The sequence below is a fragment of the Periweissella ghanensis genome, assembly GCF_918814755.1.
Taxonomy (GTDB): Bacteria; Bacillota; Bacilli; order Lactobacillales; family Lactobacillaceae; genus Periweissella; species Periweissella ghanensis.
This window is the reverse complement of record NZ_CAKKNT010000011.1, coordinates 1-26250: the sequence shown is the minus strand read 5'-3', so window position 1 is coordinate 26250 and position 26250 is coordinate 1. Positions and strand designations below refer to the sequence as shown.

The window sequence follows — 26250 nt, the reverse complement described above, 5'->3', positions numbered from 1 at the left end:
ACGCGCCCATAAAATCAGGCGCGTTCCATTAGCTTTATTAATCCTTTAACTTATCGTTTTCATACAAGTGCGTAGTTTCCAAATTGGGGAAATCTTGTTGGCGCAAGGCTTCGTAAATAACAATTGCGGCTGAATTAGCCAAATTCAAGCTTCGAATGTTTTCGTCATCTTGCGGAATCCGAATCGCTTTTTCAGGGTTAGCACGCATAAATGGTTCTGGTAACCCAGTCGTTTCCTTACCAAATAAGAAGTAGTAATCTAAATCTTCATTTGTGTAATCAACTTGGTGGTAACTGTATTCAGCAAATTTTGATACTAAGTACAAGCGATCATTTTCACCAAGGGATTCAACAAACGCTGGTAAGTTTTTGTGATATTTGATTTCAACTTTATCCCAGTAATCTAAGCCGGCCCGTTTCATCATCTTGTCATCCGTTGAAAAGCCAAGCGGTTCAATCAAGTGTAAGACCGTATCTGTACCAGCACATGTGCGGGCAATGTTACCAGTATTAGCTGGCATAAGTGGTTCAAATAAAACAATATGATTTTTCATTAATTTAAATTTCCTTCTTAAAAATTATCTTAAGTACTAGTTTACGCCTAATTTTGCATCAGCGGCATCTAAAAATGATTGCAAGGCATTTTTATCCGTAAACGTGTTACCCTCTGCCGTATAACTAGTATACGCAGCTTTATTGTTAACTTTCGTTAATTTATTAGCGTACATTGTGCTCGTAAATTTAACTTGTGATGGCACACTATTACCGGTAACCTTTGCCAAACCTAAGCCATTTAACAACTGTAATGTTGCAATTTTTTCTTTGGCATCATTACCTTCTAAATAGCGATTAGCATCAATAAAGTAAATTGGCACACGATTGTGTAACGTCCCATGATCAGTTTTCAAGACTTGGGCTAATTGTTGGGTCCGCATATCTTTGCTATCTCCGACAATTAAATATAAGGCTTGGGTTTTACCATAAATATCTTTAATATATTTTTCTGGTGAAATTTCTGCCGCTGCATCCCCAAAAATATTACTTGGTTGCACTTGACTACTTGATGAGGCTGAACTGCTTGATTTTTCAGATTTACCACTTGTTTGGCTCGTTGCTTGCTCAGTGGTTTTGGGCTGATGGTGTTGGTTAAGTTGTAAACCAGCCACAACTGCAATTATAACCACGATTGCTAATAAAATTCCAATTACTTTGGCCCGTGCATGTCGCTTTTTACGAGCTTGGGCTTGTTGTGCTTGGGCTTCGCGTTCGTGGCGCGTTTGGGTCCCTTTAAGCATCGCAGGTTCTTTTTCAGACATATAATGTTCCCTCCATGGAGCTTTCTACTTAATTGTGGTGATTAGTAATTGGACATCAACGGTGATTGATGTTAATGGCGTTTTTTCAGCCATCGCTTGTGCTTCAGGCCGAGCACCCCAGTGAAGCGGCGTCATGTGTAATAAATCGGCATATAAATCCGTTGGAATTGTCCATTGATAAGTTACATCTTGAATGATCGTATCTGGATAATTTTGCATAAATAAATCAACGACTTGCTGATTATCATACGTATGATGCTTTGAACCTTCCGGATAAAGCATTTCACGGAGTTCACGTAAATAAAAATGGTTGGGCACCACTTTCACAAGCATTCCATTAGGTTGAATGACCCGATTAAATTCAGCGTACGCACTTGGTGAAAAGAATTCAACAACACTTGAAAAAGCATCCGTTGCAAATGGCAATTGGGCTAAATCAGCAACGGCAAAAAAAGCATCCGTTTCTAATTGGGTTGCTAAATTAACTCCGGCTTTACTAATATCAAATGCAATGGCTGTGTCGATATTACCACGTTGTGTTAATAACTTCGCAAATGGCGTTCCTTCCCCCGTCCCAACATCTAACAGCGTTTGTGGCGTGGTCGGTAATGCTGCGACAACCGCATCAACAATCCCGTCAAATAAACCCGCGGTTAAGACTTTCCGGCGTGACGCCAACATCGCATCATCATATTCGGTATTAACGGCATGATTTAAAAAATATAAGGTACCTTTTTTAGATAAATCAAACGCATGTTGATTAACACACGTCACCGTATTTTCAACAACATCTGTAAATGCTGCCTGACAATTTGGACATTGGAATAATGCCAAATTTTCTTGGACAAACAAGCGTCCTTTATCTATTTTTTTCATAATAACCTCATCTGCATAAACTCCATTATTAAGTATACATTATTCCACGATTATTAGCATCTCACTAATAATTCTAATTGTTTTTAAAAGTTAACTCGCTGCCTTTTTGTGGGCTTTTAGATTACAAAGTTTTCCTGCTGATATTTAGGAAAACTGCATTTACAAATATTTTTCTGGTATAATGAAAGCGTTATCGTTATAACTAAAATTTTTTGGAGGCACAATTACGATGCAAGAAAAAATTCTCTTTGGTACATACACAAAAAAAACGTCTGAAGGTATTTATGAAGCCATTCTTGACACTGACAAAGGTGCATTGACACCAGCGACCCTCGTTGCTAAGGTTGGTAACCCAACTTACTTGACCACTTCAAAGGCTGGCAAACTTTACAGTGTTGATAAACATGGTGATCAAGGTGGGGTTTTTGTGTTAGATAACACAACCCGGCCAGCGACTAAACTTTCTGAACACATGCTTGAAGCAGCGCCTGCTTATGTAGCCGTTGATGAGGCACGTCAATTAGTTTATGCTGGTTACTACCACATTGGTTTAACAGAAGTCCTTAAAATCAATGGTGACAACCTTGAATTGGTTGATTCAGTTAAAAATGAAGGTCACGGTCCACGGCCGGAACAAGGTTCTGCCCACGTTCACTTTACTGGTTTAACACCTGATCAACGCCTTGTTGTCGTTGACCTTGGTTCTGACCGTGTTGATACGTACGATGTTGCTGATTCTGGTAAATTAACACATGCTGCCACTTTAACGACTGACGCTGGCTTTGGCCCTCGTCACATTCGCTTTAGCCCGGATGGTAAACACGCTTACTTACTTGGTGAACTTTCATCTAAATTGAGCGTTTTGGCCTACAACCAAGCCGATGGTAGCTTTACCGTTGAACAAACTATTTCAACCTTGCCAGCTGATTGGACTGAATTTAACGGTGCCGCCGCTATTCGCGTTACTAAAGATGGTAAGTTTGTGTACACATCAAACCGTGGCCACAATTCAATCGCGGTCTTTGCACTTACAGAAGCCGGTGCCCATGCAGAATTAATTCAAACTATCAGCACTGAAGGTGAATTCCCCCGTGACTTTGACCTTAACAGCACGGAAGCCTTTATTGTGGTAGCTAACAAAGATACTGATAACGTATCATTACTTAGCCGGGATGCTGCTACGGGTAAATTGAGCTTAGTTCAAAAAGACTTTGCCCTTCCTGAAGGTGTCCGCGTCCACTTCGAATAAGCGAATTACTAAAACGAATCTATTACTAGGTTCGTTTTTTATTTACCATAAATTTATCGGCGATTACTTTAGATAGTTTGGCGTGTACGCTTTTTTTTGATACAATTATCTAACTAACAAAATGAACAGGAGTTTAAATATGGCAATTATCAAAGAAGCAGTGGTGGCAACTTTCCCCGAAATAGTCCGTGTTATTCAAAATGGTGCTGACCGCATCGAACTAAATGCTGATCTTGCTGCCGGCGGGATTACCCCTTCTAAAGGCATGATTGCAGAAGCAATTAAATATGTCCATGATCATGATAAGGAAATCACTGTAATGATTCGACCACGCGGTGGTAACTTTGTTTACAATGATATTGAACTTAAAATTATGGAAGCGGATATTCTTGAAGCCCAACAACTTGGTGCTGATGGGGTCGCTTTTGGGGCATTGACTGATGATAACACGCTTGATGAGGATGCCATGGAAAACCTAATTGCAGCCGCTGGTGGCATGACTATCACGATGCACATGGCATTTGATGCCCTTGACCACGAAGAACAAGTCCATGCCATTGACTGGTTAACTGATCATGGGGTTGAACGAATCTTGACGCACGGTGGTGATTTGGCCACACCGATTGAAGATAACATCAATCACTTAAAAGAACTGTTAGCCCATGCCGCTAACCACATCGCAATCTTACCAGGTGGTGGGATTACGAGTGCAAACTATGAAAACATCGCGAAAACATTAACAGTTTACCAAGTTCACGGTACTAAAATTGTTGATTAAGTACTAGTTTTACTGCAAAATTAGATAAGCTAAAAGCCTACCAGAAAATCTTTCTAGTAGGCTTTTTTACTTATTCAAACTATTTAATGCCGTAATTGCTAGTAACCAATCAAACTGTTGCCAACTGGTAGCCGTAATTTCGGTGCCTAGCTGGCTGGCTGCTACAAGCGCTTGAACCTGCTGGCCTAGGCCTAACAGCGTTTCCGTTGTTGGTTGCCAAGTAGTTGGGATGATGGCGAAGGGACTAGCCAGTAACAAAGCTACATCTTGTTGGTACACGGCTGTTACGAACATCGGGTTACTACAAATTGCGGTTAACACAGCTTGATTAGCCATATCGGGCTTAATTGCCGCCAATAGCTGCGTTTGCACGACTTGTAAGTTTGCTGGTTCACTGCTTAGTTGGCTATCATCAATCGGCGCAGCTACCGTTTGACCACGGTATAATTCCGCAATCATGGCCGGCACAATCTGTTCATTTTGCCAAAATAAGCCATAGTATTGAGCCGTCAATCGCTCGGCCATTCCTTGCCGATGACTTAAATTTTGCGCTAAAAATTGTGCCATGCTCGCAGCAAATTCTGGTTTAGTCGGCAACGTATCAACCACAAAATATGGATTAACGGCAAGTTCTTTTTTCAGAAATTTAAATAAACGCGGACTTAATGTCAGTAATCTTAAGTAATTTTGATAATTCAAGCCAGCCAATTGGCCTAAACTTGCTTTAACTAAGGCCGTCATATCAAGCCGGTGGACATTCATTATCCCTTGCGGGCGCGCGCTTAGTATCCCATCTAACAACGTTACCAACCAAACCTCACTCAGATTTTGATCTAGCGGCGTTAAAACTTGGTTGGTTGTTAAATACCACCGAACACGCATAAATTCTTGAAATTGTTGCGCGTCAAACGGGGCTAATTGTTGAGTTTGTTGTTGTCTAATTCGGTGTTTTTGTTGAATTAATTGCTTGGTCTGGGCTTTACCACCACTACGCATGTGCTTACTCCTCGAAATGTTTAAATACCATTATAGTCATTTTTGGACAAAAGAAAAGAGCTGTAGGATTACCCTACAGCTCGATTTGGCATTTTGCTTGAATAACCGGTCAAGCCCGGGGAATTATTTCTAATTCCGTCACGGCAGTACTCCACTAATAAATTAGCGTAGTCATGAGTAGAAAAGGTAGATTCCACAATCCCCTTAACAAGCACCCACAATTCGGTGGTATATGTGCCCTGCCTTCGAAAACCACTAGGCAATTACTTGCACCGGTAAAACCGGCTGGTTATTCTCGACTCATCGCATAACAATAATACTATCATGGATAATTTTGTTATGCAAGATATTTTTACAATAATTCTGCAAAAATATCTTCATCTGGATTCAAGTAGTTTTCACCGGGCTTGATCGTCACAATTTTAGTCGCTGCTAAAGCACGTTCCATCAAACCTTCAACATCAATCAACTGTTCGAATTGGCGGGCCTTTTCTAAGTTAGGCCGTGTTTTAGGTGATGGTGGTGCAAAAATAGTACAACAGTCTTCAAATGGCATAATTGAAAGTTCAAAAGTCCCAATTTCTTCGGACACTTTAATGATTTCCGTTTTATCCATTGAAACAACTGGACGAATCACGGGCATTGTTGTCACGTCATTGATGGCCATCATTGATTCCATGGTTTGTGAGGCTACTTGACCAAGCGCTTCCCCGTTAAAAATTGCCATCCCACCACGTTGTTCAGCCATTGCGACACTCAAACGGAGCATCAACCGGCGTTGAATCGTCATCAAGTAACCTTCAGGAACTTTTTCCTTAATTGTTTCTTGAATTTCGGTAAATGGAATTTGAATAAACTTAATTGCCCCAACTGATTGTGATAATACTTCAGTCAATTGCTTTGATTTAGCCAAAGCTTGTTCCGTCGTATATGGTGGACTAAAGAAGTGAATCATTTCCATATCCACCCCACGTTTCATCCCAAGGTAAGCCGCCACTGGTGAATCAATCCCACCAGAAAGCATCATCATCCCCTTACCAGCTGTTCCGACTGGGAAACCACCGGCTCCTTTAATCGTTTCAGATGAAATGAAAATTCCGTTTTGTCGCACATCAACTAAAATTTCAATATCCGGATTTTTAACATCAACTGCTAACTCAGTAAAGGCTTCAAAAACGGCCCCCCCAACTTCGCGGTTGATAGCATTAGTATCCATCGGAAATTCTTTATCGGAACGCTTAGTACTTACTTTAAACGTCATGCCAGGCTTAACTTGTTCGCGCATCATGGCAATCGCCGTTTCTTTAACGACTTCAATATCTTTTGCTAATTGAACAACTGGTGAAAACGTTTGAATCCCGAAAATAAGTTTTAACCGTTTCATCACTGGTTCTGGATCCGTGCCATTTAAGACCACGTGCATCCGGTCACGTTTTGGATAAACGTGGACTTCTGGAAAATCATGCAAAGCGCGAATCGTGTTAGAACCTAACCGATTGATAAAATCTTTGATGTTTTTCCCTTTAGTTGAGAGTTCACCGTAGCGAACCATAATTTCTGTATATTCCAAGGTGTACCTCTTTCTAGTTTGACGCGTTACGCTTGGTCATAATTTTACCAAAGCCCGCATAAATTGTGTCAAATGCTTGGTTAAACGCTACTGCTTCAGCAAGCGTATTTGTGGCATCAAGTGAAACTCGCACCGCTGATGTTGCTAAATTTTCGGGGGTGTGCATTGCCATTAACGTACCGGAAACTTGTTCTTTTTTAGAAGAACAAGCGGAAGTCGTTGAAATATAAATGCCATGATCTTCAAAAGCATGCACAATCGTTTCCCCGCGCACACCTTCAATTGCAAACGTTAAAATATGGGGTGCAAAATGTTCATCGGTCCCTGAAAAAATCGTAATGTTTGGTTGCGTTTTGATGTGCTCAATAATGGCCTTGCGGACGGCTTGTTCTTGTTGATTTTTAACCGCTTCATCGGTCGTGACAATCCGCAAGGCTTTAGCCATCGCCGCAATCGCTGGCACATTTTCAGTTCCTGAACGCAAGTTACTCTCTTGCCCACCACCAGACATTAATGGGGCTAATTTTTTACCAGCTTTCATATAAATAAAGCCCGTACCCCGTGGTGCATGAAATTTGTGCCCAGAAAACGTGGCAAAATCAACCCGCGGGTTAAAAACTAACTCCCGTAAACTTTTACCAACAGCTTGGACGGCATCAACGTGAAAATGAATTGTTGGATAATCGGCTAATACCGCCCCAATTTCATCAATTGGTTGAATCGAACCAACCTCATTATTAACGGCCATCACTGATACTAAAATTGTATCGGGGCGAATTGCAGCAGCGACATCACTAGCACTTACCCGCCCTGTTCGATCAACCGGTAAATATGTCACTTCATACCCCAATTGTTCGAGTTGTTGCATTGTATTAATTACAGCTGGGTGCTCAATTTGGGTGGTAATTAAATGTTTACCAAAGGCCCGTTTTGCAATTGCCGTTCCTTTGATTACCCAGTTATCACCTTCCGTACCACCTGAGGTAAAGAAGATTTCATGTTTTTTCACACCGAAAATATCGGCTATTTGTTGGCGTGATTGACTTAATAACTTATCGGCCTTTTCACCAAAATTGTGTAAGGAACTCGGATTCCCCCAAATTGCTTGCGAAACTTTGGTGTAGGTTTCTAAAACTGAAGCATCAGCTTGCGTTGTTGCTGAATTATCAAAATAAATCATGAATATCCACTTCTTTCTAATTTAAAATCGCTGGCTGATAGAAACACTCATTAATAATAAGGAATTTTAAGCCATTTGTGAAGAGCCTTGCTCAATAAAACTAGCATTATGAGAAATATTTCGTGCTTTGTCATTAAAAATCACTACCAACGGCTAAAAATAATAAAACTAGGACCACCAAAAAATTACTTAATTGGTCGTCCTAGTTTTATTAAATATCGACTTTTTAACGTTCTAATCCGTTACATATCTTGGAATTCACTAATGAATTTAAAGAGTTGCGCCTTAGTAAGAACAGCTAAACCATTTTTCTTCGTTGCTAACGTTATCGTATCCCGTTGAGCAAGTAACTTAATAGCTTCACCAACGGTGGCACTCGTTTCCAAATCAACCGTGGCATTCGCATCTGGTTGTACTTCAAGGTAATCTAATAATTCTAAGCGACTTAAGTAGACCCCAAACACATCTTGTGCCATTGAGTTAGCAAATAATTCACTAACAAAACTATTTGCTGGATTTTTGACAATTTCTTCTGGCGTATCAACTTGCAAAATTTGCCCATGTCGCATAACGGCAATGCGATCGCCTAAGCGTAGCGCTTCATCCATATCGTGGGTCACAAAGATAATGGTGGTCCCAAATTGTTGGTGAATTTTCTTAACTAACGCTTGTAACTGACTCCGTAAAATCGGATCCAAAGCACTAAACGGTTCATCCATTAACACGACATCTTGATTGGCTGCAAAGGCCCGTAAAATTCCAATCCGTTGTTGTTCCCCACCGGATAATTCATTGGGCATCCGATGACGATAATTAGCCGGATCCATATCAACTTCACGTAACAAATCATCAACCATTTTACTCGTAGCGGCTTTAGGTTGCTTTTTCATTTCTGGAATCAAACTAATATTTTGGCCGACAGTCATATTCGGAAAAAGCGCAATTTGTTGTAAAACATAGCCAATTTGTAACCGTAAGTCGCGTAAATTGTATTCACTAACATTTTTGCCTTTAAAAATAACTGCCCCTTCAGTTTGGGTAATCAATTGGTTAACCATCTTGAGCGTTGTCGTTTTCCCACTCCCTGATGAACCAACTAAGACTAAAAATTCACCCGCGTGCACATCAAGTGATAAGTTTGAAACAACGGTTTTATCTTGGTAAACCTTTGAGACGTTATCTAATTTAATTAATGTTTCTGTCATTTTTGATTAGCTCCTAACAAATGGTGCGCAACTAAGAAGTTACGAGCAACAACCGCTGGGGACTTACCTTTGACGTTAACTTGGTAGTTCATTTCACGCATTTCGTCTTCAGTAATCTTACCAGCCAAAACATTCAAGGTATCAATGATTGCTGGGTGTTCCTTAGCAAGAGTCGCCGAAACTAACGGTGCCCCTTGGTAAACTGGGAACAAGTGGTGGTTGTCTTTTAGTTCAACAAAGTTATATTGGCGAATTTGTGAATCAGTTGAGAAACCATCAATCACATTAACCTTACCACTCCGCAATGCTTCATAGCGCAAGGCCGCATCGACTGATTGTGACGTTACTGAAAGACCATATTTCGCTTGTAAGCCTTTATAACCATCGGGACGGTTTAAGAATTCAAGGTCAAAACCGGCATGAAGTTTTGATTCAATATTGCGTAAATCAGAAATATTCTTCAAATGATATTTGTCAGCAAAGGCTTTGGTAACAATGATTGAATACGTATTGTTGTATTCCATTGGTGGCAAGTAATCAAAACCAAATTGATCTTTTAAATCTTTTTTAGCATAACCGTATAATTTTTCTGGAGTTACACCCGTATCACGTTGACCATGGGGTACTTTAACTAAGCTTTCTAAAACCGTGCCTGTAAATTCAGGATAAATATCAATTTGTTTAGCTTTCAAGGCGTTAAACAAGAAACTCGTTTGGCCAAAGTTTGGTTTTAACACAACGTTAGTATTCGGATTCTTCGCTTCAATTAACTCTTTGTACATGTTAATTAAAATATCTGGTTCCGATCCTAACTTACCGGCAATCGTAATCGTGGTTTGTTTTGGTTGCACAGCGTGATAAATCCCATTCCCAACCGGAATTGCAATAATTAATAATAAAGCCGCAATTGAGTAGCGTAATTTACCTTTTTGGAGCACATAAATTAACGCACTAAAGATAATGGCCAACAAGGCCGCAGCAAGTGCCCCAATAATGGTTAGCGTATTATCATTTCGGTCAATCCCGAGTAAGATTAAGTTCCCAAGCCCCCCGGCACCGATTAAAGCCGCCAAAGTAGCTGTCCCAATAATCATTACTAACGCTTGGCGAATCCCAGCAATAATCGTTGGTAAAGCGATTGGTAATTGGACTTTCGTTAATTTTTCAAACTTAGTCATCCCAAAGGCATCCGCGGCTTCATCAAGCGATTCATCAATCGAGGTCAACCCAATATAGGTATTTTGAAAAATTGGTAAAATCGCATATACCACTAACGCAATTACGGCTGGTACTTCACCGATGCCAACAAATGGAATTAATAATCCTAACAATGCCAATGATGGAATTGTTTGTAAGACCCCTGCAAATTGGGTGATCACATACGCAACTTTTTTATGACTTAAGACACTAATCGCAATTGGGACGGCAATTATAATTGCAATCACTAACGCAACCAATGAAATTTCAATATGTTGCAAAATCGCATTGAACAAATTATATCGTTCTGAAATTAATGTCTGAATAAAATGCGACATTTAATTTTCCCTCCAAGTTCTAGCTGTAATTTCTAAAAGCACTTACAATTTAATAGTGAAGTCTGTAGATACCTATCTTAACAAAAAAAAAGCCGAAAAGGTATTACAAAACTCTTAATAATATATTCACTTTAATAAGGTGCTATTTATTATTACTTTAATATCAATTAGCTAATAATTTCAATTATTATAGAAAATCTTGGCGAATTGGTGTGAAAGCATCTAGTAACCGACTATCATCTTCAAGCGGAATGCACCCATGGGGATGCTTACTTGGAAAGTAAATTGAATCACCTTGCTGAACTACTTTTCGTTCAATATGATCAGGATATTCAATCGCAAATTCAAAACTTCCTTGCAAAACAAACGTTGTTTGGACATGTTCGTGTTGGTGATATGGAATCGAACTACCGGCGGCTAAACCACGTTCAAAGACAACTAACGTATTCATCAATCCATCCCCATATGCCAAGACTTTCCGCAAACTATTTTCATCGACGCGTTCTAAGGGCAATTCATTATCATAAAAAAACATCGGTATATCCTACTTTCTAATTATTAGTAATAACTATACCACTTTGCTCGGGCATATTTTTATTCCTAAATAATTAATTACAAATTAGGATGCTGTTTTAATAAATCACTGACTTGTTCAAAGGCATAAGCAGCTTGATAAACGCGTTCTTCATTGAACCGAGGACCAATAATTTGTAAACCCACTGGTAACCCTTCTGAGAAGCCAGCATTGATTGATAAAGCTGGTAGGCCCGCAAAATTAGCCGGTGTTACCAAAATATCAAACATATCCGCTTCTGCTTGGGTTGGTTCTTGATAATTATCGCCATAAGCGACCACCGGCGTAGTTGGTCCGATAATCAAATCGTAATCAGCAAATGCTTGCTCGAAATCGCGATTAATTAAGGTCCGAATTTGGGCAGCCTTGTGATATAAGTTATGGTAATTTTTAGGTACAACTGCTAACGTCCCGAGCATTAAACAACTTTTAACGTTTTCACCTAAGCCTTCCGACCGAATTGTCGTATAGAAATCTTGTAAAATATCTAAGTTTTCAGTCCGGTAACCACTAGTATTATGATCAAAATTAGCAAAGTTAATTGCGGCTTCCGCATATGACATCACATACCACGCACTCCGGGCATATTTAACGTGCGGTAAACTAATTTCCTCTACATGGGCCCCCAAGGCTTCTAGTTGACGAGCAGCGGCTAAAATTTGCGTTTTAACACCCTCTGAGACCCCGGACCCCATAAATTCAATGGGTAAACCAATTTTCATGCCTTTAACACCTGCAGTTAACTTCGCTGTAAAATCAGGAATTACTTCATGTGAACTAGCATCATCGTGGGCATCAAAGCCAGCTAAAACATTTAACATCGCAGCATTATCGTGCACATTACGGGTCAATGGTCCAACTTGGTCTAATGAAGAGGCAAAAGCAATCACCCCGGTACGAGAAACGCGCCCATACGATGGTTTCATGCCGACAATCCCGTTATAACTGGCAGGTTGACGTACGGAACCACCTGTATCTGAACCGAGCGCGGCAATCACTTGACCACCGGCAACCGTTGCTCCTGATCCACCAGATGAACCACCAGGCAACTTATCTTGGTCCCAAGCATTACGGGTAACTTGATACGCAGACGTTTCACTTGTTGAGCCCATAGCGAGTTCATCAAGGTTAGTTTTACCAATCGTGATAGCACCAGCTAGGGTTAATTTTTTAACAACCGTTGCATCATAGCTTGGTTGATAATTTTTTAACATTTTTGAAGCCCCAGTTGTAACAATATCCTTAGTTAAAATATTGTCTTTAATTGCGACTGGAATCCCACTCAATAAGTTATCCGCATCAATTCCTTGGGCATCAATTGCGGCCGCTTGTTTTAAGGCGTGTTCTTTGGTTACTAAAATATAAGCCTTTAATTTTTCATCGGTCGCGGCAATCCGTTTCAATGTTTGTTCAGTCAATTCGACGGCACTAATTTCTTTGGTTAGTAACTGCTTGTGCAAGGTTACCAAATCAGTTTCAAAATAGTTCATGCTTACAAATCCCCCACTTTAAAGTAATCTGATGGAATAATTTCTAAACCAGTATCATTTTGTAAACCAGCGTTTTCCTCAGCAACTACAAATGTTGGTTCCACATCCGTACAATCACATTCATCAAAATTAGCCGTTAAATTTAAAAAAATTTGGACATTTTTTTGGTACGTTGCCCGTTCCTCATCATTAAACCGTAATAACATTAATGCACCTAATTCATCAATATCTTGTGGCGTTAGTTTTTCAACCATGCAATTAATCCCCCAGTGTAAATTTGATTTAATATTACTTATAAACCTATCAAATAATAAAAAAACTTGCCAATATTTTGCTTAATATGCTAAAAAGGAGCTGTGCCAGAAGTCGGGCGATATCGAGAAATGCTAGCAAAAAAGCCAGGAAAATTTACTTTTCCTAGCTTTTTTTGCGTATATTTCGAATATATCGGACTTCTGGAGCGCGTTTTGGTAGCAATTTAGTACTTGAAAAGAGTTATGTCCCAACCCCTTTTTAATGTTACTTAATCTAGTTTTTTTCCAAAACGGCAATACTTTCAACGTGTGTCGTTTGTGGGAATTGGTCAACTGGTTGAATTGAACCCTTAACTTCATAGCCAAGTTGTTTAAATTCTTCCAAGTCACGCGTTAATGTCGCTGGGTTACAGCTAATGTACACAATCTTCTTAGGTGCCATTTCAACAGCGGCCGAAATTAATTCACCCGTCAAACCTTTACGTGGTGGATCAACAAAGATCACGTCCGGTTTCAAGTCAGCTTCCGCCCACTTAACCATTTGTTCTTCTGCTTTACCAAGCGTAAATTTAACATTTTTAATGTTGTTCATGTCAGCATTACGCTTGGCATCATCAATCGCACCAGGCACGATTTCAACACCATAAACTTGCTTAACCTTTGGCGCAATCGTAAGTGAAATTGTTCCGATTCCTGAGTAGGCATCAATAACCACTTCATCACCGGTTAATTCAGCTTTTTCAGCGGCTAACGTGTACAAGTTTTCAGTTGTTTGTGGGTTAACTTGGTAGAATGAGTTTGGTCCAATCGCAAACTTCAAGCCAAGTAAAGTATCAAAGATTACTTTGTTACCCCAAAGAACAACATTCTTTTCACCTAAGATAACGTTAGTTTTGTCTTGGTTAATGTTTTGAATAATTGATGTAACTTCAGGTAAAGCGGCGCGAATTTCATCAACAATCACTTCTTGCATTGGCAACTTCCGTGACTTAGTAACAATTACAATCATCATTTCGTGACTGTAGTATCCACGACGAACCATCACCGTGCGTACAACACCACGGTGGTTAATTTCATCATAGGCTGCCACGTGATATTTACGTAAAATATCACGAACTGTGTTAACTGCTTTATCAATTTCAGGATCTTGAATAAAGTAATCTTCAATTGGTACTAAGTTGTGCGAATTACGACGGTAGAATCCAGTTTCCAATTGACCTTTGATTTCACGTACTGGCACTTGGGCCTTATTACGGTAACCAAACGGATTTTCCATCCCAATTGTTTCAGCAACCGGAATATCCAAGTGTTGTTTCTTTAACAACGCTTCAATTTGTTGTTGCTTGAATTTCAATTGTGCTGGGTACTTCAAGTTCGCTAATGGTGCAATCCCAGTAGTAACTAAGTCAGCGTTAACATCATTATTACGGTTATCTGATTCAACTAAAACTTTGATAACACGGGCAAAAGCGTATGAACTAGCCACTTTAGTGATACCAATTTTAACCGTTTCACCAGGAACGGCATTCGCAACAAAGATTGGGAAATCTTCAATTTTAGCAACCCCCATCCCTAAGTATGTAAGGTCAAAGATTTCAACGTCAAATTGTTGATTTTTTGAAACAGGTGCGTTTTTCTTACTCATAAAATATCCTTTTTTTCTACATGTAAATTAACTCGGTGGTTAATTTATGTGTTTTGACTCTTCAATAAATTTCTCTTCATACTCGCGAAGCTTTTTATCTTCACGAGATGTTAAGGCACTATCTGGCATTTCATCAATATTAGCAACCACTTCAATATGTTGTTGTAAATTGACAAAACTCATTGGCGCATCCCCACCATATTCACCATCTAAATTAATCATCAAACGATCATCTGATAATGGTTTGGCAACGACTTTGCTAGTTTTCTTGTAAATCACACGCGGATCATCAACGTGTTTACCACCATTGATGATTTCCGCACCAATTTGTAGTAAATCAGCAATGCCCACCGCTTTAACAATTAGTAACGTAAATTTACCATCATCTAACTTAGCATCCGGCACCAATTGTTCAAAGCCCCCAACTGAATTAGTTAGCGCTAAAAACATCATTGATGCTTCACCTTCATATTTACCATCATCATATTCGATGCTGACATTTACTGGGCGCAAGCGGGGTAATAATTCAGCCCCTTTAGCCAAGTAAGCAAAGTATCCGTACAAGGTTTTAAACTTTGACGGAACTGAATATGTTAATTCAGTTAACATCCCGCCGGCGGCAATATTGGCAAAATAAGTATCACCTGCTTGACCAACATCAATTTTAAACGTTTTACCTTTTAAAATCACTTCTGCGGCTTCAAGTGGATCCTCGCGCGGAATTCGAAGGGCCCGGGCATAATCATTGGTCGTTCCGGCCGGAATAATAGCTAACTTTGGCCGTTTTTCCAATGGGGCAATCCCATTAACAACTTCGTTAATCGTACCATCACCCCCGGCGGCCACAATTAAATCAAAGCCAGCCAAAGCGGCCCGTTTTGCTTCATTTTCTGCTGAATTTGGTTCAGGCGTGGTTGCAAACGCACTTGTCTCATAACCGGCTTCTTCGTAAACTTGTAAAATATCGACTAATTGGCGTTTAACTAATTCACGTCCAGCCGTCGGGTTGTAAATGATTCGAGCACGTTTCATGCGCAAACCTCCTTCGAAAAAAATTATTTATGTACAAATCAATAGGCCAATTAATTGACCTATTGATTCAATTTCATTTAACCACAAAGGTTTATTCTACCTTAAATTGGTCAATAAAGATATATCAATTGATTAACGGGCGTTCAAACTTGCCATCAAAAGCTCGTTGACAACGTTTGGATTAGCTTGCCCTTTGGTTTGTTTCATAATCGCACCGACTAAGAAACCAACGGCCCGATCCTTACCGTTTTTGAAGTCTTCAATTGATTGCTCGTTGGCGTCAAGGACACCATCAATAACTGGTTGTAAGATTGCTGGATCTGAAAGTTGTTTCAAACCATTCTTTTCAACATACGCCACTGGTTCTTCACCTTCCATGATAGCCTTAAAGACTTTCTTGGCTTGCTTAGTTGAAATGGTACCATCTTCAATTAAGTTAATCATCCCCGCCAAGTTAGCAGGTGTTAAATCAGTATTTTGTAATTCAACTTTTTTGTCGTTCATGTAGGCATTAACATCACCCATAAGGTAGTTAGCAGCCCGCTTAGCTTCAGCACCAGCTTTAACTGTTGCATCAAAGAAATCTGACATTTCAAGGGTTTGTGTAATAACTTCCGCATCGTAAGCTTCGATACCAAGTTCATTAACATACCGTTGACGACGGGCTTTAGCACTTTCTGGTAATTCAGCTTGCACCTTAGCAATCCAGGCTTCATCAATTGTAAGTGGTGTTAAATCTGGTTCTGGGAAGTAACGGTAATCTTCCGCCCCTTCTTTAACCCGCATCAAAATAGTCGTACCAGTAGCTTCATCATAACGACGCGTTTCTTGCTTGATTTCACCACCACCAAGTAAGACTTGGACTTGACGCTTAGCTTCAAATTCAAGTCCTTTACGAACATAGTTAAATGAGTTCAAGTTCTTCAACTCAGTTTTAACCCCAAATTCTTTTTGGCCAATTGGACGAACTGATAAGTTAGCATCAACCCGCATTGAACCTTCTTCCATCTTAACATCAGAAATACCAGTAAATTGAATTGTTTGACGTAAAGCTTCGAGGTAAGCATACGCTTCATCAGGACTAGTAATGTCGGCTTCTGAAACAATTTCAATCAACGGTGTTCCTTGACGGTTCAAGTCAACGTATGAGTAACCATTGGGATTGTGGGTGTTTTTACCCGCATCTTCTTCAACGTGAAGTTCACGAATACCGATGCGTTTAGTTTCACCATTAACTTCAATTTCCAAGTAACCATTACGACCAATTGGGTTGTCATGTTCTGTAATTTGGTACGCTTTAGGATTATCTGGATAGAAGTAGTTCTTACGATCCCAGTGAGTTTCCGGCGTAATTTCAGCGTTTAAAGCTAACGCTGCACGCATCCCAAATTCAATGGCCCCTTTATTAGCTTGTGGTAAGACCCCTGGGTAACCCCAGTCAATCACGTTAGTGTTGGCATTTACTTCCGCGCCATAAGCTACTGGTGAAGGAGAAAATGCCTTTGAATTTGTCTTCATTTCGACGTGGACTTCAAGTCCAATTGTTGTTTCAAAATTCATTAGTCTTGTCCTCCCAAGTTAGGTACTTGCTTAAATAATTGGGTTGTTTGTTCAAAGGCATATGCGGCCCGGTAAATTGTATTTTCATCAAAGGCTTTACCAATGATGTGTAAACCAACTGGTAACCCTTCTGAGAACCCAGCGTTAACTGAAATTGCTGGTAGACCGGCAAAGTTTGATGGAATTGTAAGCACATCGTACATGTATAATTCAGCTGGATCTTCAGGTGTATAGTCCATACCAAACGCAACTGATGGTGCACTAGGTCCGATAATTAAATCGTAATCCTTAAAGACGTTATCAAAGTCTTGAATTAACAATGTCCGAATTTGAGCAGCTTTCTTAAAGAAGGCATCGTAAGCACCAGCTGAAAGTGAGAATGTTCCTAACATAATCCGACGTTTAACTTCGTCCCCAAATCCTTGTGAACGTGTTTTGATGTATAAGTCATTTAAGTTCTTAACATCTTCAGCCCGGAAACCGTAACGAATTCCATCAAACCGTTGTAAGTTTGATGACGCTTCAGCAGAACCAATAATGTAGTAAGCGGCCACCCCATATTTTGAGTGTGGTAAGCTAACTTCTTCAACAGTAGCACCGAGGGCTTCAAATTGTTTAGCTGCGGCCAAAATTGTTTCACGAACGCCAGCTGAGACTCCTTCACCAAGGTATTCCTTAGGTAAAGCAATCTTCATCCCTTTAATGTCGCCGTTTAAGTTGGCGGTAAAGTCAGGTACTTCACGCGTTGAAGTTGTTTGGTCGCGGTGATCAGCGCCAGCTAAAACATTCAGCATCGCGGCATTATCATAAACCGTCCGCGTTAAGTGACCAACTTGATCCAATGAAGATGCAAAGGCAATTACTCCCCAACGAGAAACACGACCATAAGTTGGTTTGAAACCAACAATCCCATTAAATCCGGCTGGTTGGCGCACTGAACCACCAGTATCAGTCCCAAGTGACGCAATTACTTCACCAGAAGCAACGGCCGCAGCAGATCCACCTGATGAACCACCAGGTACTTTTGTTTGATCCCAAGCATTTTTAGACATTTTGTAGTATGAGTTCTTACTAGTTGAACCCATCGCAAATTCATCCATGTTAGCCTTACCGACCATAATGGCACCAGCGTTGTTTAATTTTTCAACAACGGTTGCATCAAAAATTGGTTTAAAGTTGTGTAACATTTTTGAACCAGCCGTTGTTAAGATATCTTTAGTTAAGATGTTATCCTTAATTGCGACCGGAATCCCACTAAACAAACTATTTGGATCAATTCCTTGTTCGTCAATTGCTTTGGCTTGAGCTAATGCTTCTGCTTCGGCAATCGTGATGAATGCATCAACCGTTGGTTCCGTTGCTTTAATATTAGCAATTGTTTGTTCAGTCAATTCAACTGATGTGATTTCTTTGTTAACCAATTGGTTGTGTAACTTGGTTAAGTCAGTTTCAAAATAATTCATTATTTAGCACCTGCACTTTCATTAATAATTGCGGGAACCTTAATTAAGCCATTTTCACTTTCGGGTGCGCGCGCCAATAATTCAGCTTTTTGTTCTGCATTGATGCCTTCATCTGCCCGAAGAACATTACGGTTCTCAGTAACAGTAAAAGTAGCAGGGACATCAGTTGTATCAACTTCGTTTAAGATGTCAATTAAATTCATAATGTCATCAAGTTGTTCTTTAAAGTAATCAAGTTCTTGATCATTAAATTCAAGCATTGCTAAGCCCGCCACGTGACGGACTTCTTCACGTGTCAATTCTGTTTCTGCCATGATTTTCACCTATCCTAAATATTTTACATTGGTTAATTTTATCATAGATTAACAACCTTAATCACAAAATTATTAAACGAATTCCATTTTTGGCATATAATTAATTAAATCAATTACACCAAGCAAATTATCCATTGGAGGTCTAAATATGCGTTTATGGCATCAAGATTTATTAACCAGCCTTCCCCGCCAACAATTACTCGGCCAACATCGTGAATGTTGTGCCCTTCGTGGTCGCGGTTGGGGTCGGCCACATCAAACCGTTAATTACGTCTTTGAGCACTCACCTTATAAGTTATTTCAATACCATCAATTGGTAATGCAAGAAATGCAACGTCGGGGGTATAAACCAGATTTACGTTGGTCAGCACCTGATTATCGCGGTCAAACCGCTCCGGCGTATATAGGCCTACCTGCTTCTCCATTAACAACGCCCATTTATCCGGAACATGATGCAGCCTATCTTACCGAGTGTTTAACCAACTTAGCGCAAAAAGATATCTTCTTGTAAGGTTGCGCAATAAAAAAACGAGAGAAAAGTTACTTTTCTCTCGTTTTTTTATTAGTACACATTGCAAATCAATGGTGTACCTTAGCTTGCTTTATTAAATGTGTCGTTAAGCTTACTTAACAGCATCCTTCAAGGCTTTACCAGGTTTGAATGCAGGCACAACAGAAGCAGCAATTTCAATTTCTGCTCCAGTTTGTGGGTTACGTCCCTTACGGGCAGCGCGTTCACGAACTTCGAAGTTACCAAAGCCAATCAATTGAACTTTTTCACCCTTTGCCAATAAATCTTGAATTGAGCTAAATACAGCTTCTACTGCAGCAGCAGAATCTTTCTTAGTCAAACCAGTTGTAGATGCGACTTGGTCAATTAAATCTTGTTTGTTAGCCATGTGGAGACTCCTCATTTATATAAAATTTTGTACTGATCCTTCAGTACATAAAATATTAGCACAAACGTTGTTATAATGCCACTTTTACCACAAAAGAATTGCTTTTTCGTAGCATACAAACAATCGCTAATCAAAAGAATAGACGAAACAATGTCGATAGTCAAATAAATTTGATAATAATCTGACAATAGTTTCATTAATTTAATTATTTAGCACATATTTTAACGTTATTTCATACGTTTCATCAGCTAACCGCCGTTGTTTGATTGCACCTTGACCAAATAATGAGGCGTTATTCTTTTCCAGCCATTGATCTAATTCGGCAATTAATTCTTCTAAATATTTACCACTAAAAACTTTAATTCCTGATTTCACGGTTAATTCCCCTTTCAAAAAATTAATTAACGTAAAGCTAAATTCCCCAAATTTTTTACGTCGATATCATTTAACAGTATTAACCCATCAATTCGGCTATTTTACTTTCACGTTTCCAACAAATAATTATTAGCTAATTCATCCTAGTCTTTATCCCTAAAACCATTATACAACAATTATAATTGCATACAAATTAAAGCGATTATAATTCACTTTAATTATTATGAAAGTTAAATATTAAGTGGACTTTAAATGAAAAAGAAGGCCCTGTAACACGACCCTCTAGCTAAATTAAAAGCGAGCAACTTCTTAAATTGCGCATACTGGATTCGAACCAGTGCATTATGGATTCAGAGTCCACTGCCTTACCACCTTGGCGAATGCGCAATAAATAACATTGTCCATTTTAATTCTTTTTAAGTTATAAATCAATAATATTTTTTATACCAACATTACATTTTATTACTTTTAAAAATAAACACCTTACTTAAAACGTAATTCAAAATTATCACAACGACATTATCAATAATTTTCCAAATAATTGGTTGCCCGTGTAATAAGTTAACTCCGACAAAAATAATTGCCAAATCAAGAATTAACGTGAGGCCACGATAGTAAAAAAATGTCACTACTTCCCGAATTTTTTCACTAATTTCGGTGGCTTGCGAACCAAAAACCCACACGCGGTTCGTCAAATATGCGACTAACACTGATAAAAACCAGGCTAAAACATTACTAACCGTTGTGCTTATGCCGACTTTAATCCCTAAACCAAATACTGCAATATTTACGATGGTTGTTAAGACCCCAAAAACTAAGTACAGTAGCTGTGATGAATACTTATTAATAATTAATTTGATTGCTTGCACGCTAAAACCACCTTCTTAATTGCAACTAAATGACCCCACCCAGACTCGAACTGGGAGCAACCGCTTAGGAGGCAGTCGTTTTATCCAGTTAAACTATAGGGTCAATAGACTAACCGAGATATTATAGCACAATTTTACGACCATATTTAAGCAAAAAAAAAATTCCTACTATATGTAGGAATTTTTTAGACGCATTTAGTCTTTTTTACGCCGCATGCCTTTATTTTTTTGCGAACCTTTACGAGAACGCGCCTTCTTTTTAGCTGCAATTTGTTCTTTTTTAGATAATTGCGCCGGTGCTGGCACGCCGTTGGCTTCGTTATTAGCTTGGACACCGCTAGGAACCTTAATCCGCGGTGCTTTAGCCGTACTTGGTTTGTTATCAACGTTAATCCGGGTGCTTGTTTGTGCTCCAGATTGTTGACTACCTGTCATCATTGGTTTTTGATCAACTAATTTATTATTAGCAAAATACATAGCTTGTAAATCAAAGTTTTTACCAACTAATTGTTTTAACTTCCGTAAATCATGATCATTACCGAAGTTAACCACCGTACCTTCTTTACCCATCCGACCAGTTCGACCAACCCGGTGTGTATATGTTAAAGCACTGCTTGGTAAATCGTAGTTAATCACAGCTGGTAAATCGGCAATATCCAAACCACGGGCCATGACATCTGTCGTTAATAAGTATTGAACTTTTCCTTGGCGGAATAATCGCAAGGCATCCGCACGATCAGTACCACGTTGAGTTCCACCAAGGACCGCAATATTAACATGTTCATGCTTTAAATTATTGGCTGCATATTTCAAATTAGGTAATTGGTTAAAGAAAATCAAGGCTTTAAACCCTTTAATGTGACTAAAACGTTTTAACATCGCCACTTTTTGGGAATTGTTAGCCATCATGAGCCCGTGTCGCACGACCCCTTGCGTATTATCAATATCCCGGACATCAATTGTTTTAACATCAATCCCAAATAAATCGCCTAACTTATCAAACACTGGTTTATCTGTTGCTGAGAAAAAGCCAAATTGAACATCCGAACTTGTGTAATGTTCAATATCTTGGATATCACGTAAAGTTTCATCCGTAAGTAATTCATCAGCTTCATCAATAATCATCGTTTGTAAATTGTGTAATTTCAACTTACGGTCTGCTAATAAGTTTAAAACCCGCCCTGGTGTACCAACGACGATTTCAGGATTTGTTTTTAACTTTTCCATTTGGCGCTTCACATTGGCGCCCCCAGTGATTGATGCGACACTTAAATCAAGTAATGCAGCCCATTCACGGACAACTTGGGTGGTTTGCATCGCTAATTCTTGGGATGGTGATAAAATTAAAATTTGCGTACCATCTTTAGGAACAACGTTCGCTAACAGTGGTAAGGTAAAGGCAATCGTCTTACCCGAACCGGTTGGTGACAAACCAATAATTGATGCACCTTGGACTAAAGGTTCCCAGACGGCCTGTTGAATTGGTGTTTGTGCAGTGAACCCTTTAGTATTAAAGTGATCTTGTAGAATTTGTAACATATTTTATCTCATTTCTAATTTGAAACTTTATTTTTCCAGATCTGCGGGGAAAGATAAAGCAGCCGTTTGGCGTAAGTGGTAAATCGTGTTATTAACGCGTTGACTAAGCATTAATAAATCTTGGTATTCTTGCTGATGTTCGGTGAAATTATTAATAATTTCTGCAAAAACCGTTACTTCTGCTGACATTGGATTTTCATGTGGTAAATCAGCAATTTGTTCAGCTTCGGTCGGATTACGGTGATAAAGGACACTCGTTAATTCAGCGATGCTATCAATCACAATTGAATCTTCTAAACCATAAATTTCTGAGGCTAAGTAAGAGTTGGAATTCTTACCAAAAATTAACGTCACATCAAAATAGGCATAACGTAAAATCGCTGTTCCGCGACCATCAGCCCCATTGGCTAGTTTTGTCGCAAAATATTGGCTATCTTGTGGTAAGCCAAATAATGCTAACGCGGCATAAATTGGGTAAACACCTAAATCTTCAATTGCCCCACCAGCAAATTCGGGATTAAAGACATTAGGATTCTTGCCTGCCAGGAAGTCATCAAAACGAGATGAATATTTATTATATACAAAGGTTGCCCCTTGAATTTTTTCCATCTTGTTAATTTGTTCAGCAATCTTTTTGAAATTTGGTTGGTGAATATGACGAGCAGCCTCAAAAAAGCGGACATTAGGATGCTCACGTAGCTTTGAATATACCATTTCAAATTGGGTTGGCGTAATTACGGCTGGCTTTTCAACAATCACGTGTTTATCGTTTTCAATTGCTTGCAAAATTTGCCGGTAGTGTAAAGCATTTGGTGATGCAATGTACACAACATCAATATCACTTGCAAAAAAAGCATCTAAATCCGTAAATGCGGGGGCCTTAGTTGCAAATTTTTCATTAATTACGGCTGCTTTACGAGCATCGCGCGTGTAAATTGCACCTAAATCGTAAGCACTATTAGCTAAAAACGCTTCAATAAATTGTTCAGTAATCCAACTGGTACCAATTGTTCCAACTTTTAAAACCATCTTCGTCACCTCGTCATTAATAATTTTTACTAATTATATTGTAACAAATTTCATTATCGGACACACTCAAATCTACCTAATTAAAACAGAGTCGGCTCATTTTACAAGTCGGCTCTGTCATTAATTATTATAGGTATTTGGCATCCATTTCAGCATCTTGGGATGTTAAAATCTTGGGACCTTCTTTGGTAATTGCTAAGGTGTGTTCGTATTGGGCACACCATGAGCCATCAGCTGTTTTAGCGGCGTCCCAATCTGATTCTTCAGCCACAATGCGGGTTTGCCACCCACCAAGGGTTACCATCGGTTCAATTGTAATGGTCATCCCTTCTTTTAAGCGCAAACCACGGCCAGCATTTCCAAAGTGTGGTACTGATGGTTCTTCGTGCATCGTTGGTCCAATCCCATGACCAATGTATTCACGCACATTACCGTAACCATTTTCACTTAAGTAACCATCAATCGCGGCACCAATATCACCAATCCGATTACCAATCACGGCTTGATCAATTCCTAGGTATAAGGCTTTCTTGGTTGCGGCCATTAAAGCTGCCACTTCAGGACTAACTTCACCAACGGCAAATGTCCAACATGAATCTGAAAACGCTCCATCAAGTTCAACAACCGTGTCAACTTTAACAATATCGCCTTCTTTTAAGAAGACGCCTTTACGAGGAATTGCATGACATACATAATCATTGATTGAAACACAAGTGGCATATTTATAAGTTTCAAAGCCGATTTGTGCAGCCACCCCACCATGTTCCTCAATATATTTGTGACAAAATTCTTCAATCGCCCAGCTTTCCATGCCAGGTTTAATAATTTTAGCTAATTCTTGGTGCATGCCCGCAATAATTGCACCAGAAGCTTTCATTGCTTCGATTTCACGAGCTGATTTTAAACTAATCATAACTATCCCTTTCCTAAATCTTATTTAGTTATTTACTTACTAATCCTTACTATTATAGCATTACCAAAACACTTTGTCTTATTGGTTTGATGAATCGTTTTTGACTGAATCCTAGTATTTTAATTTTTAAAATTAAATAAATTTAATGCATTACTCATGTAATTAACATGCTATAATTAACGTACTTTAATTTTTAATGGAGGATGCTTACCTATGAGCACAAATTTTGACCTAAAACTCGACAAATATGCCGAACTTATTGTAAAAACCGGCGTAAACGTCCAAAAAGACCAAACGATTATTTTATATGCGGATGTCGAAAACGTTGTCCTTGCCCGTAAAATCGTTGATGCGGCTTATGCTGCTGGCGCAAACGAAGTGATTGTTAAATGGAATGACAGCCACATTGGGCACGCCTTCCTTGAAAACACTTCGGATGAACGTTTAGTGAATATTCCAAACTACTTAACGGTTGAAGCGGAAGAATTAATGGCTAAGAACGCTTCACGGATTTCCCTTATTTCAAGTGATCCCGATGCATATGGTGATTTAGATCAAGAACGCGTAGCTAAATTTACAGCGGCAAGTGGTAAAGCTTTACGTGTCATTCGCCAAGCAACGATGAATAATGATATTTCATGGTTAGTTGTAGCTGCTTCTAGTCAAAAGTGGGCCGAAAAAGTATTTCCTGAATTAACTGGTCAAGCCGCCGTTGATCGCTTATGGGAAGAAATTTTCAAAGTAGTCCGGATTGATGACAATAACGATGCGATTGCCGTTTGGGATGAACACATTAAAATCCTTAAACAAAAAGCAACTTGGCTTAACGATTTAAACTTTAAAGAACTTCACTACTCTAGTGAATTAACTAACTTCACGGTTGGTTTAGCCAAAGACCACGTTTGGGAAGCAGCTGATTCAGTTGACCGTCAAGGGAACTTATTTGTCGCTAACATGCCAACCGAAGAAGTCTTCACTTCACCTGACTTTAACAATATTCATGGTAAAGTGGTTTCAACTAAACCTCTTTCATATGCTGGGGTGTTAATTGAAGATATCGAATTAACTTTTGAAAATGGTCAAGTTGTTGATGCACATGCCTCTAAGGGTGAAGATGCCTTAATTAAGTTACTCGATACTGATGCTGGTTCACGTTCACTTGGTGAAGTTTCATTAGTACCTTTCCACTCACCAATCTCTGAATCTGGCATCGTCTTCTTCAATACTTTAATTGATGAAAATGCTTCTGATCACTTAGCATTAGGGGCAGCATATCCATTTAATGTTAAAAATGGAACAACCCTTGATGAAGCTGCTCGGACAGCCCTTGGTCAAAATCAATCACAAACGCACGTTGATTTCATGATTGGTTCAGCTGATATGAATATTGACGGTATCACATATGACGGTCAAATTATTCCCGTCTTCCGTGATGGTGACTGGGCTTAAAAACATCTACTACTCTCAAGTATAATAAAAAGGGGTTGTGACATAACTACCTCTTAAATAAAAATTCCAGATGGAAATGAGTATCATTTCCATCTGGAATTTTTTTATTTTGAAAAAAGTGAATAAATTAGCGAGCACTCC

At 39.2% G+C, this 26250-nt stretch carries 26 protein-coding genes and 2 tRNA genes; 4 read left to right on the top strand and 24 right to left on the bottom strand.

Features of this window, described 5'->3' with window-relative positions; genetic code table 11:
• Positions 1 to 37: 37 nt before the first annotated feature.
• Genes trmL through LQZ76_RS05015 form a run of 3 tightly spaced genes read right to left on the bottom strand, consistent with a single transcriptional unit; the run spans position 38 to position 2191 of the window.
• A complete protein-coding gene (gene trmL / locus LQZ76_RS05025; RefSeq protein ID WP_230098672.1) occupies positions 38 to 553 on the bottom strand; it encodes a tRNA (uridine(34)/cytosine(34)/5-carboxymethylaminomethyluridine(34)-2'-O)-methyltransferase TrmL in 516 nt (171 codons plus the stop codon).
• Between the two features lie 36 nt (positions 554 to 589).
• The gene (locus tag LQZ76_RS05020) at positions 590 to 1315 is read right to left on the bottom strand and encodes a hypothetical protein (RefSeq protein ID WP_230098671.1); all 726 of its coding nucleotides are present in this window, start codon (positions 1313 to 1315) and stop codon (positions 590 to 592) included.
• A gap of 24 nt (positions 1316 to 1339) precedes the next feature.
• Positions 1340 to 2191, bottom strand: coding sequence for a methyltransferase domain-containing protein (locus tag LQZ76_RS05015; protein ID WP_230098670.1), 852 nt, complete (start codon positions 2189 to 2191; stop codon positions 1340 to 1342).
• A 229-nt stretch (positions 2192 to 2420) separates the two neighbouring features.
• On the opposite strand from LQZ76_RS05015, the gene LQZ76_RS05010 reads away from it, so the two are divergent.
• Together LQZ76_RS05010 and LQZ76_RS05005 are read left to right on the top strand one after the other, a co-directional pair.
• Complete coding sequence (locus tag LQZ76_RS05010; RefSeq protein ID WP_230098669.1) at positions 2421 to 3440, top strand: lactonase family protein; 1020 nt, start codon at positions 2421 to 2423, stop codon at positions 3438 to 3440.
• A gap of 145 nt (positions 3441 to 3585) precedes the next feature.
• Positions 3586 to 4218, top strand: a complete 633-nt coding sequence (locus LQZ76_RS05005; RefSeq protein ID WP_290368168.1) for a copper homeostasis protein CutC — start codon at positions 3586 to 3588, stop codon at positions 4216 to 4218.
• A 66-nt stretch (positions 4219 to 4284) separates the two neighbouring features.
• Here LQZ76_RS05005 and LQZ76_RS05000 read toward each other — a convergent pair whose 3' ends face one another.
• From LQZ76_RS05000 to gatC, 13 genes are all read right to left on the bottom strand, one after another.
• Complete coding sequence (locus tag LQZ76_RS05000; RefSeq protein WP_230098667.1) at positions 4285 to 5214, bottom strand: hypothetical protein; 930 nt, start codon at positions 5212 to 5214, stop codon at positions 4285 to 4287.
• A 352-nt stretch (positions 5215 to 5566) separates the two neighbouring features.
• The gene (gene thiI / locus LQZ76_RS04995; RefSeq protein WP_230098666.1) at positions 5567 to 6784 is read right to left on the bottom strand and encodes a tRNA uracil 4-sulfurtransferase ThiI; all 1218 of its coding nucleotides are present in this window, start codon (positions 6782 to 6784) and stop codon (positions 5567 to 5569) included.
• Between the two features lie 13 nt (positions 6785 to 6797).
• On the bottom strand, positions 6798 to 7964 hold the full coding sequence (locus LQZ76_RS04990) for a cysteine desulfurase family protein (RefSeq protein WP_230098665.1): 1167 nt from the start codon (positions 7962 to 7964) through the stop codon (positions 6798 to 6800).
• Between the two features lie 242 nt (positions 7965 to 8206).
• Positions 8207 to 9169, bottom strand: coding sequence for an ABC transporter ATP-binding protein (locus tag LQZ76_RS04985; RefSeq protein ID WP_230098664.1), 963 nt, complete (start codon positions 9167 to 9169; stop codon positions 8207 to 8209).
• Positions 9166 to 10704, bottom strand: a complete 1539-nt coding sequence (locus LQZ76_RS04980) for an ABC transporter permease/substrate-binding protein (protein ID WP_230098663.1) — start codon at positions 10702 to 10704, stop codon at positions 9166 to 9168. The genes LQZ76_RS04985 and LQZ76_RS04980 overlap by 4 nt, the downstream gene beginning before the upstream one ends.
• 187 nt (positions 10705 to 10891) lie before the next feature.
• Positions 10892 to 11239, bottom strand: a complete 348-nt coding sequence (locus tag LQZ76_RS04975; RefSeq protein ID WP_230098662.1) for a cupin domain-containing protein — start codon at positions 11237 to 11239, stop codon at positions 10892 to 10894.
• Between the two features lie 77 nt (positions 11240 to 11316).
• Positions 11317 to 12768 carry an Asp-tRNA(Asn)/Glu-tRNA(Gln) amidotransferase subunit GatA gene (gene gatA, locus LQZ76_RS04970; protein WP_230098661.1) on the bottom strand — a complete coding sequence of 484 codons (1452 nt, stop codon included), beginning with the start codon at positions 12766 to 12768 and terminating at the stop codon, positions 11317 to 11319.
• A gap of 2 nt (positions 12769 to 12770) precedes the next feature.
• Positions 12771 to 13022: a hypothetical protein gene (locus LQZ76_RS04965; RefSeq protein ID WP_230098660.1), complete on the bottom strand. Its 252-nt coding sequence runs from the start codon at positions 13020 to 13022 to the stop codon at positions 12771 to 12773.
• A 274-nt stretch (positions 13023 to 13296) separates the two neighbouring features.
• A complete protein-coding gene (rlmD, locus tag LQZ76_RS04960; protein WP_230098659.1) occupies positions 13297 to 14667 on the bottom strand; it encodes a 23S rRNA (uracil(1939)-C(5))-methyltransferase RlmD in 1371 nt (456 codons plus the stop codon).
• 39 nt (positions 14668 to 14706) lie between these two features.
• Positions 14707 to 15699 (bottom strand): diacylglycerol kinase, encoded by a 993-nt coding sequence (locus LQZ76_RS04955; RefSeq protein WP_230098658.1) that lies wholly within the window; start codon positions 15697 to 15699, stop codon positions 14707 to 14709.
• Positions 15700 to 15831: 132 nt separating this feature from the next.
• Positions 15832 to 17259 carry an Asp-tRNA(Asn)/Glu-tRNA(Gln) amidotransferase subunit GatB gene (gene gatB / locus LQZ76_RS04950; protein ID WP_230098657.1) on the bottom strand — a complete coding sequence of 476 codons (1428 nt, stop codon included), beginning with the start codon at positions 17257 to 17259 and terminating at the stop codon, positions 15832 to 15834.
• Positions 17259 to 18725 (bottom strand): Asp-tRNA(Asn)/Glu-tRNA(Gln) amidotransferase subunit GatA, encoded by a 1467-nt coding sequence (gene gatA, locus LQZ76_RS04945; protein ID WP_230098698.1) that lies wholly within the window; start codon positions 18723 to 18725, stop codon positions 17259 to 17261. The genes gatB and gatA (LQZ76_RS04945) overlap by 1 nt, the downstream gene beginning before the upstream one ends.
• Positions 18722 to 19036: an Asp-tRNA(Asn)/Glu-tRNA(Gln) amidotransferase subunit GatC gene (gene gatC, locus LQZ76_RS04940; RefSeq protein ID WP_230098656.1), complete on the bottom strand. Its 315-nt coding sequence runs from the start codon at positions 19034 to 19036 to the stop codon at positions 18722 to 18724. Before gatC ends, gatA (LQZ76_RS04945) begins: the two co-directional genes overlap by 4 nt.
• Before the next feature lie 148 nt (positions 19037 to 19184).
• Here gatC and LQZ76_RS04935 point away from each other — a divergent pair, with 148 nt between their 5' ends.
• A complete protein-coding gene (locus tag LQZ76_RS04935; RefSeq protein ID WP_230098655.1) occupies positions 19185 to 19547 on the top strand; it encodes a TIGR02328 family protein in 363 nt (120 codons plus the stop codon).
• Between the two features lie 112 nt (positions 19548 to 19659).
• Here the strand turns inward: LQZ76_RS04935 and LQZ76_RS04930 are convergent, their stop codons facing one another.
• The 8 genes from LQZ76_RS04930 to map form a co-directional block, all read right to left on the bottom strand.
• The gene (locus LQZ76_RS04930; RefSeq protein ID WP_168722320.1) at positions 19660 to 19935 is read right to left on the bottom strand and encodes an HU family DNA-binding protein; all 276 of its coding nucleotides are present in this window, start codon (positions 19933 to 19935) and stop codon (positions 19660 to 19662) included.
• Between the two features lie 201 nt (positions 19936 to 20136).
• Positions 20137 to 20310, bottom strand: a complete 174-nt coding sequence (locus tag LQZ76_RS04925) for a hypothetical protein (RefSeq protein WP_230098654.1) — start codon at positions 20308 to 20310, stop codon at positions 20137 to 20139.
• A gap of 314 nt (positions 20311 to 20624) precedes the next feature.
• Positions 20625 to 20697 (bottom strand) — tRNA-Gln (locus tag LQZ76_RS04920).
• Positions 20698 to 20762: 65 nt separating this feature from the next.
• Positions 20763 to 21179 carry a GtrA family protein gene (locus tag LQZ76_RS04915; RefSeq protein WP_230098653.1) on the bottom strand — a complete coding sequence of 139 codons (417 nt, stop codon included), beginning with the start codon at positions 21177 to 21179 and terminating at the stop codon, positions 20763 to 20765.
• Between the two features lie 30 nt (positions 21180 to 21209).
• Positions 21210 to 21282: transfer RNA gene (locus tag LQZ76_RS04910), tRNA-Arg, on the bottom strand.
• Positions 21283 to 21374: 92 nt separating this feature from the next.
• Positions 21375 to 22718: a DEAD/DEAH box helicase gene (locus tag LQZ76_RS04905; protein WP_230098652.1), complete on the bottom strand. Its 1344-nt coding sequence runs from the start codon at positions 22716 to 22718 to the stop codon at positions 21375 to 21377.
• A 27-nt stretch (positions 22719 to 22745) separates the two neighbouring features.
• On the bottom strand, positions 22746 to 23747 hold the full coding sequence (locus LQZ76_RS04900; protein ID WP_230098651.1) for a Gfo/Idh/MocA family protein: 1002 nt from the start codon (positions 23745 to 23747) through the stop codon (positions 22746 to 22748).
• Between the two features lie 127 nt (positions 23748 to 23874).
• The gene (gene map, locus LQZ76_RS04895; protein ID WP_230098650.1) at positions 23875 to 24660 is read right to left on the bottom strand and encodes a type I methionyl aminopeptidase; all 786 of its coding nucleotides are present in this window, start codon (positions 24658 to 24660) and stop codon (positions 23875 to 23877) included.
• A gap of 213 nt (positions 24661 to 24873) precedes the next feature.
• Here map and LQZ76_RS04890 point away from each other — a divergent pair, with 213 nt between their 5' ends.
• The gene (locus tag LQZ76_RS04890) at positions 24874 to 26109 is read left to right on the top strand and encodes an aminopeptidase (RefSeq protein ID WP_230098649.1); all 1236 of its coding nucleotides are present in this window, start codon (positions 24874 to 24876) and stop codon (positions 26107 to 26109) included.
• Positions 26110 to 26250 lie beyond the last annotated feature (141 nt).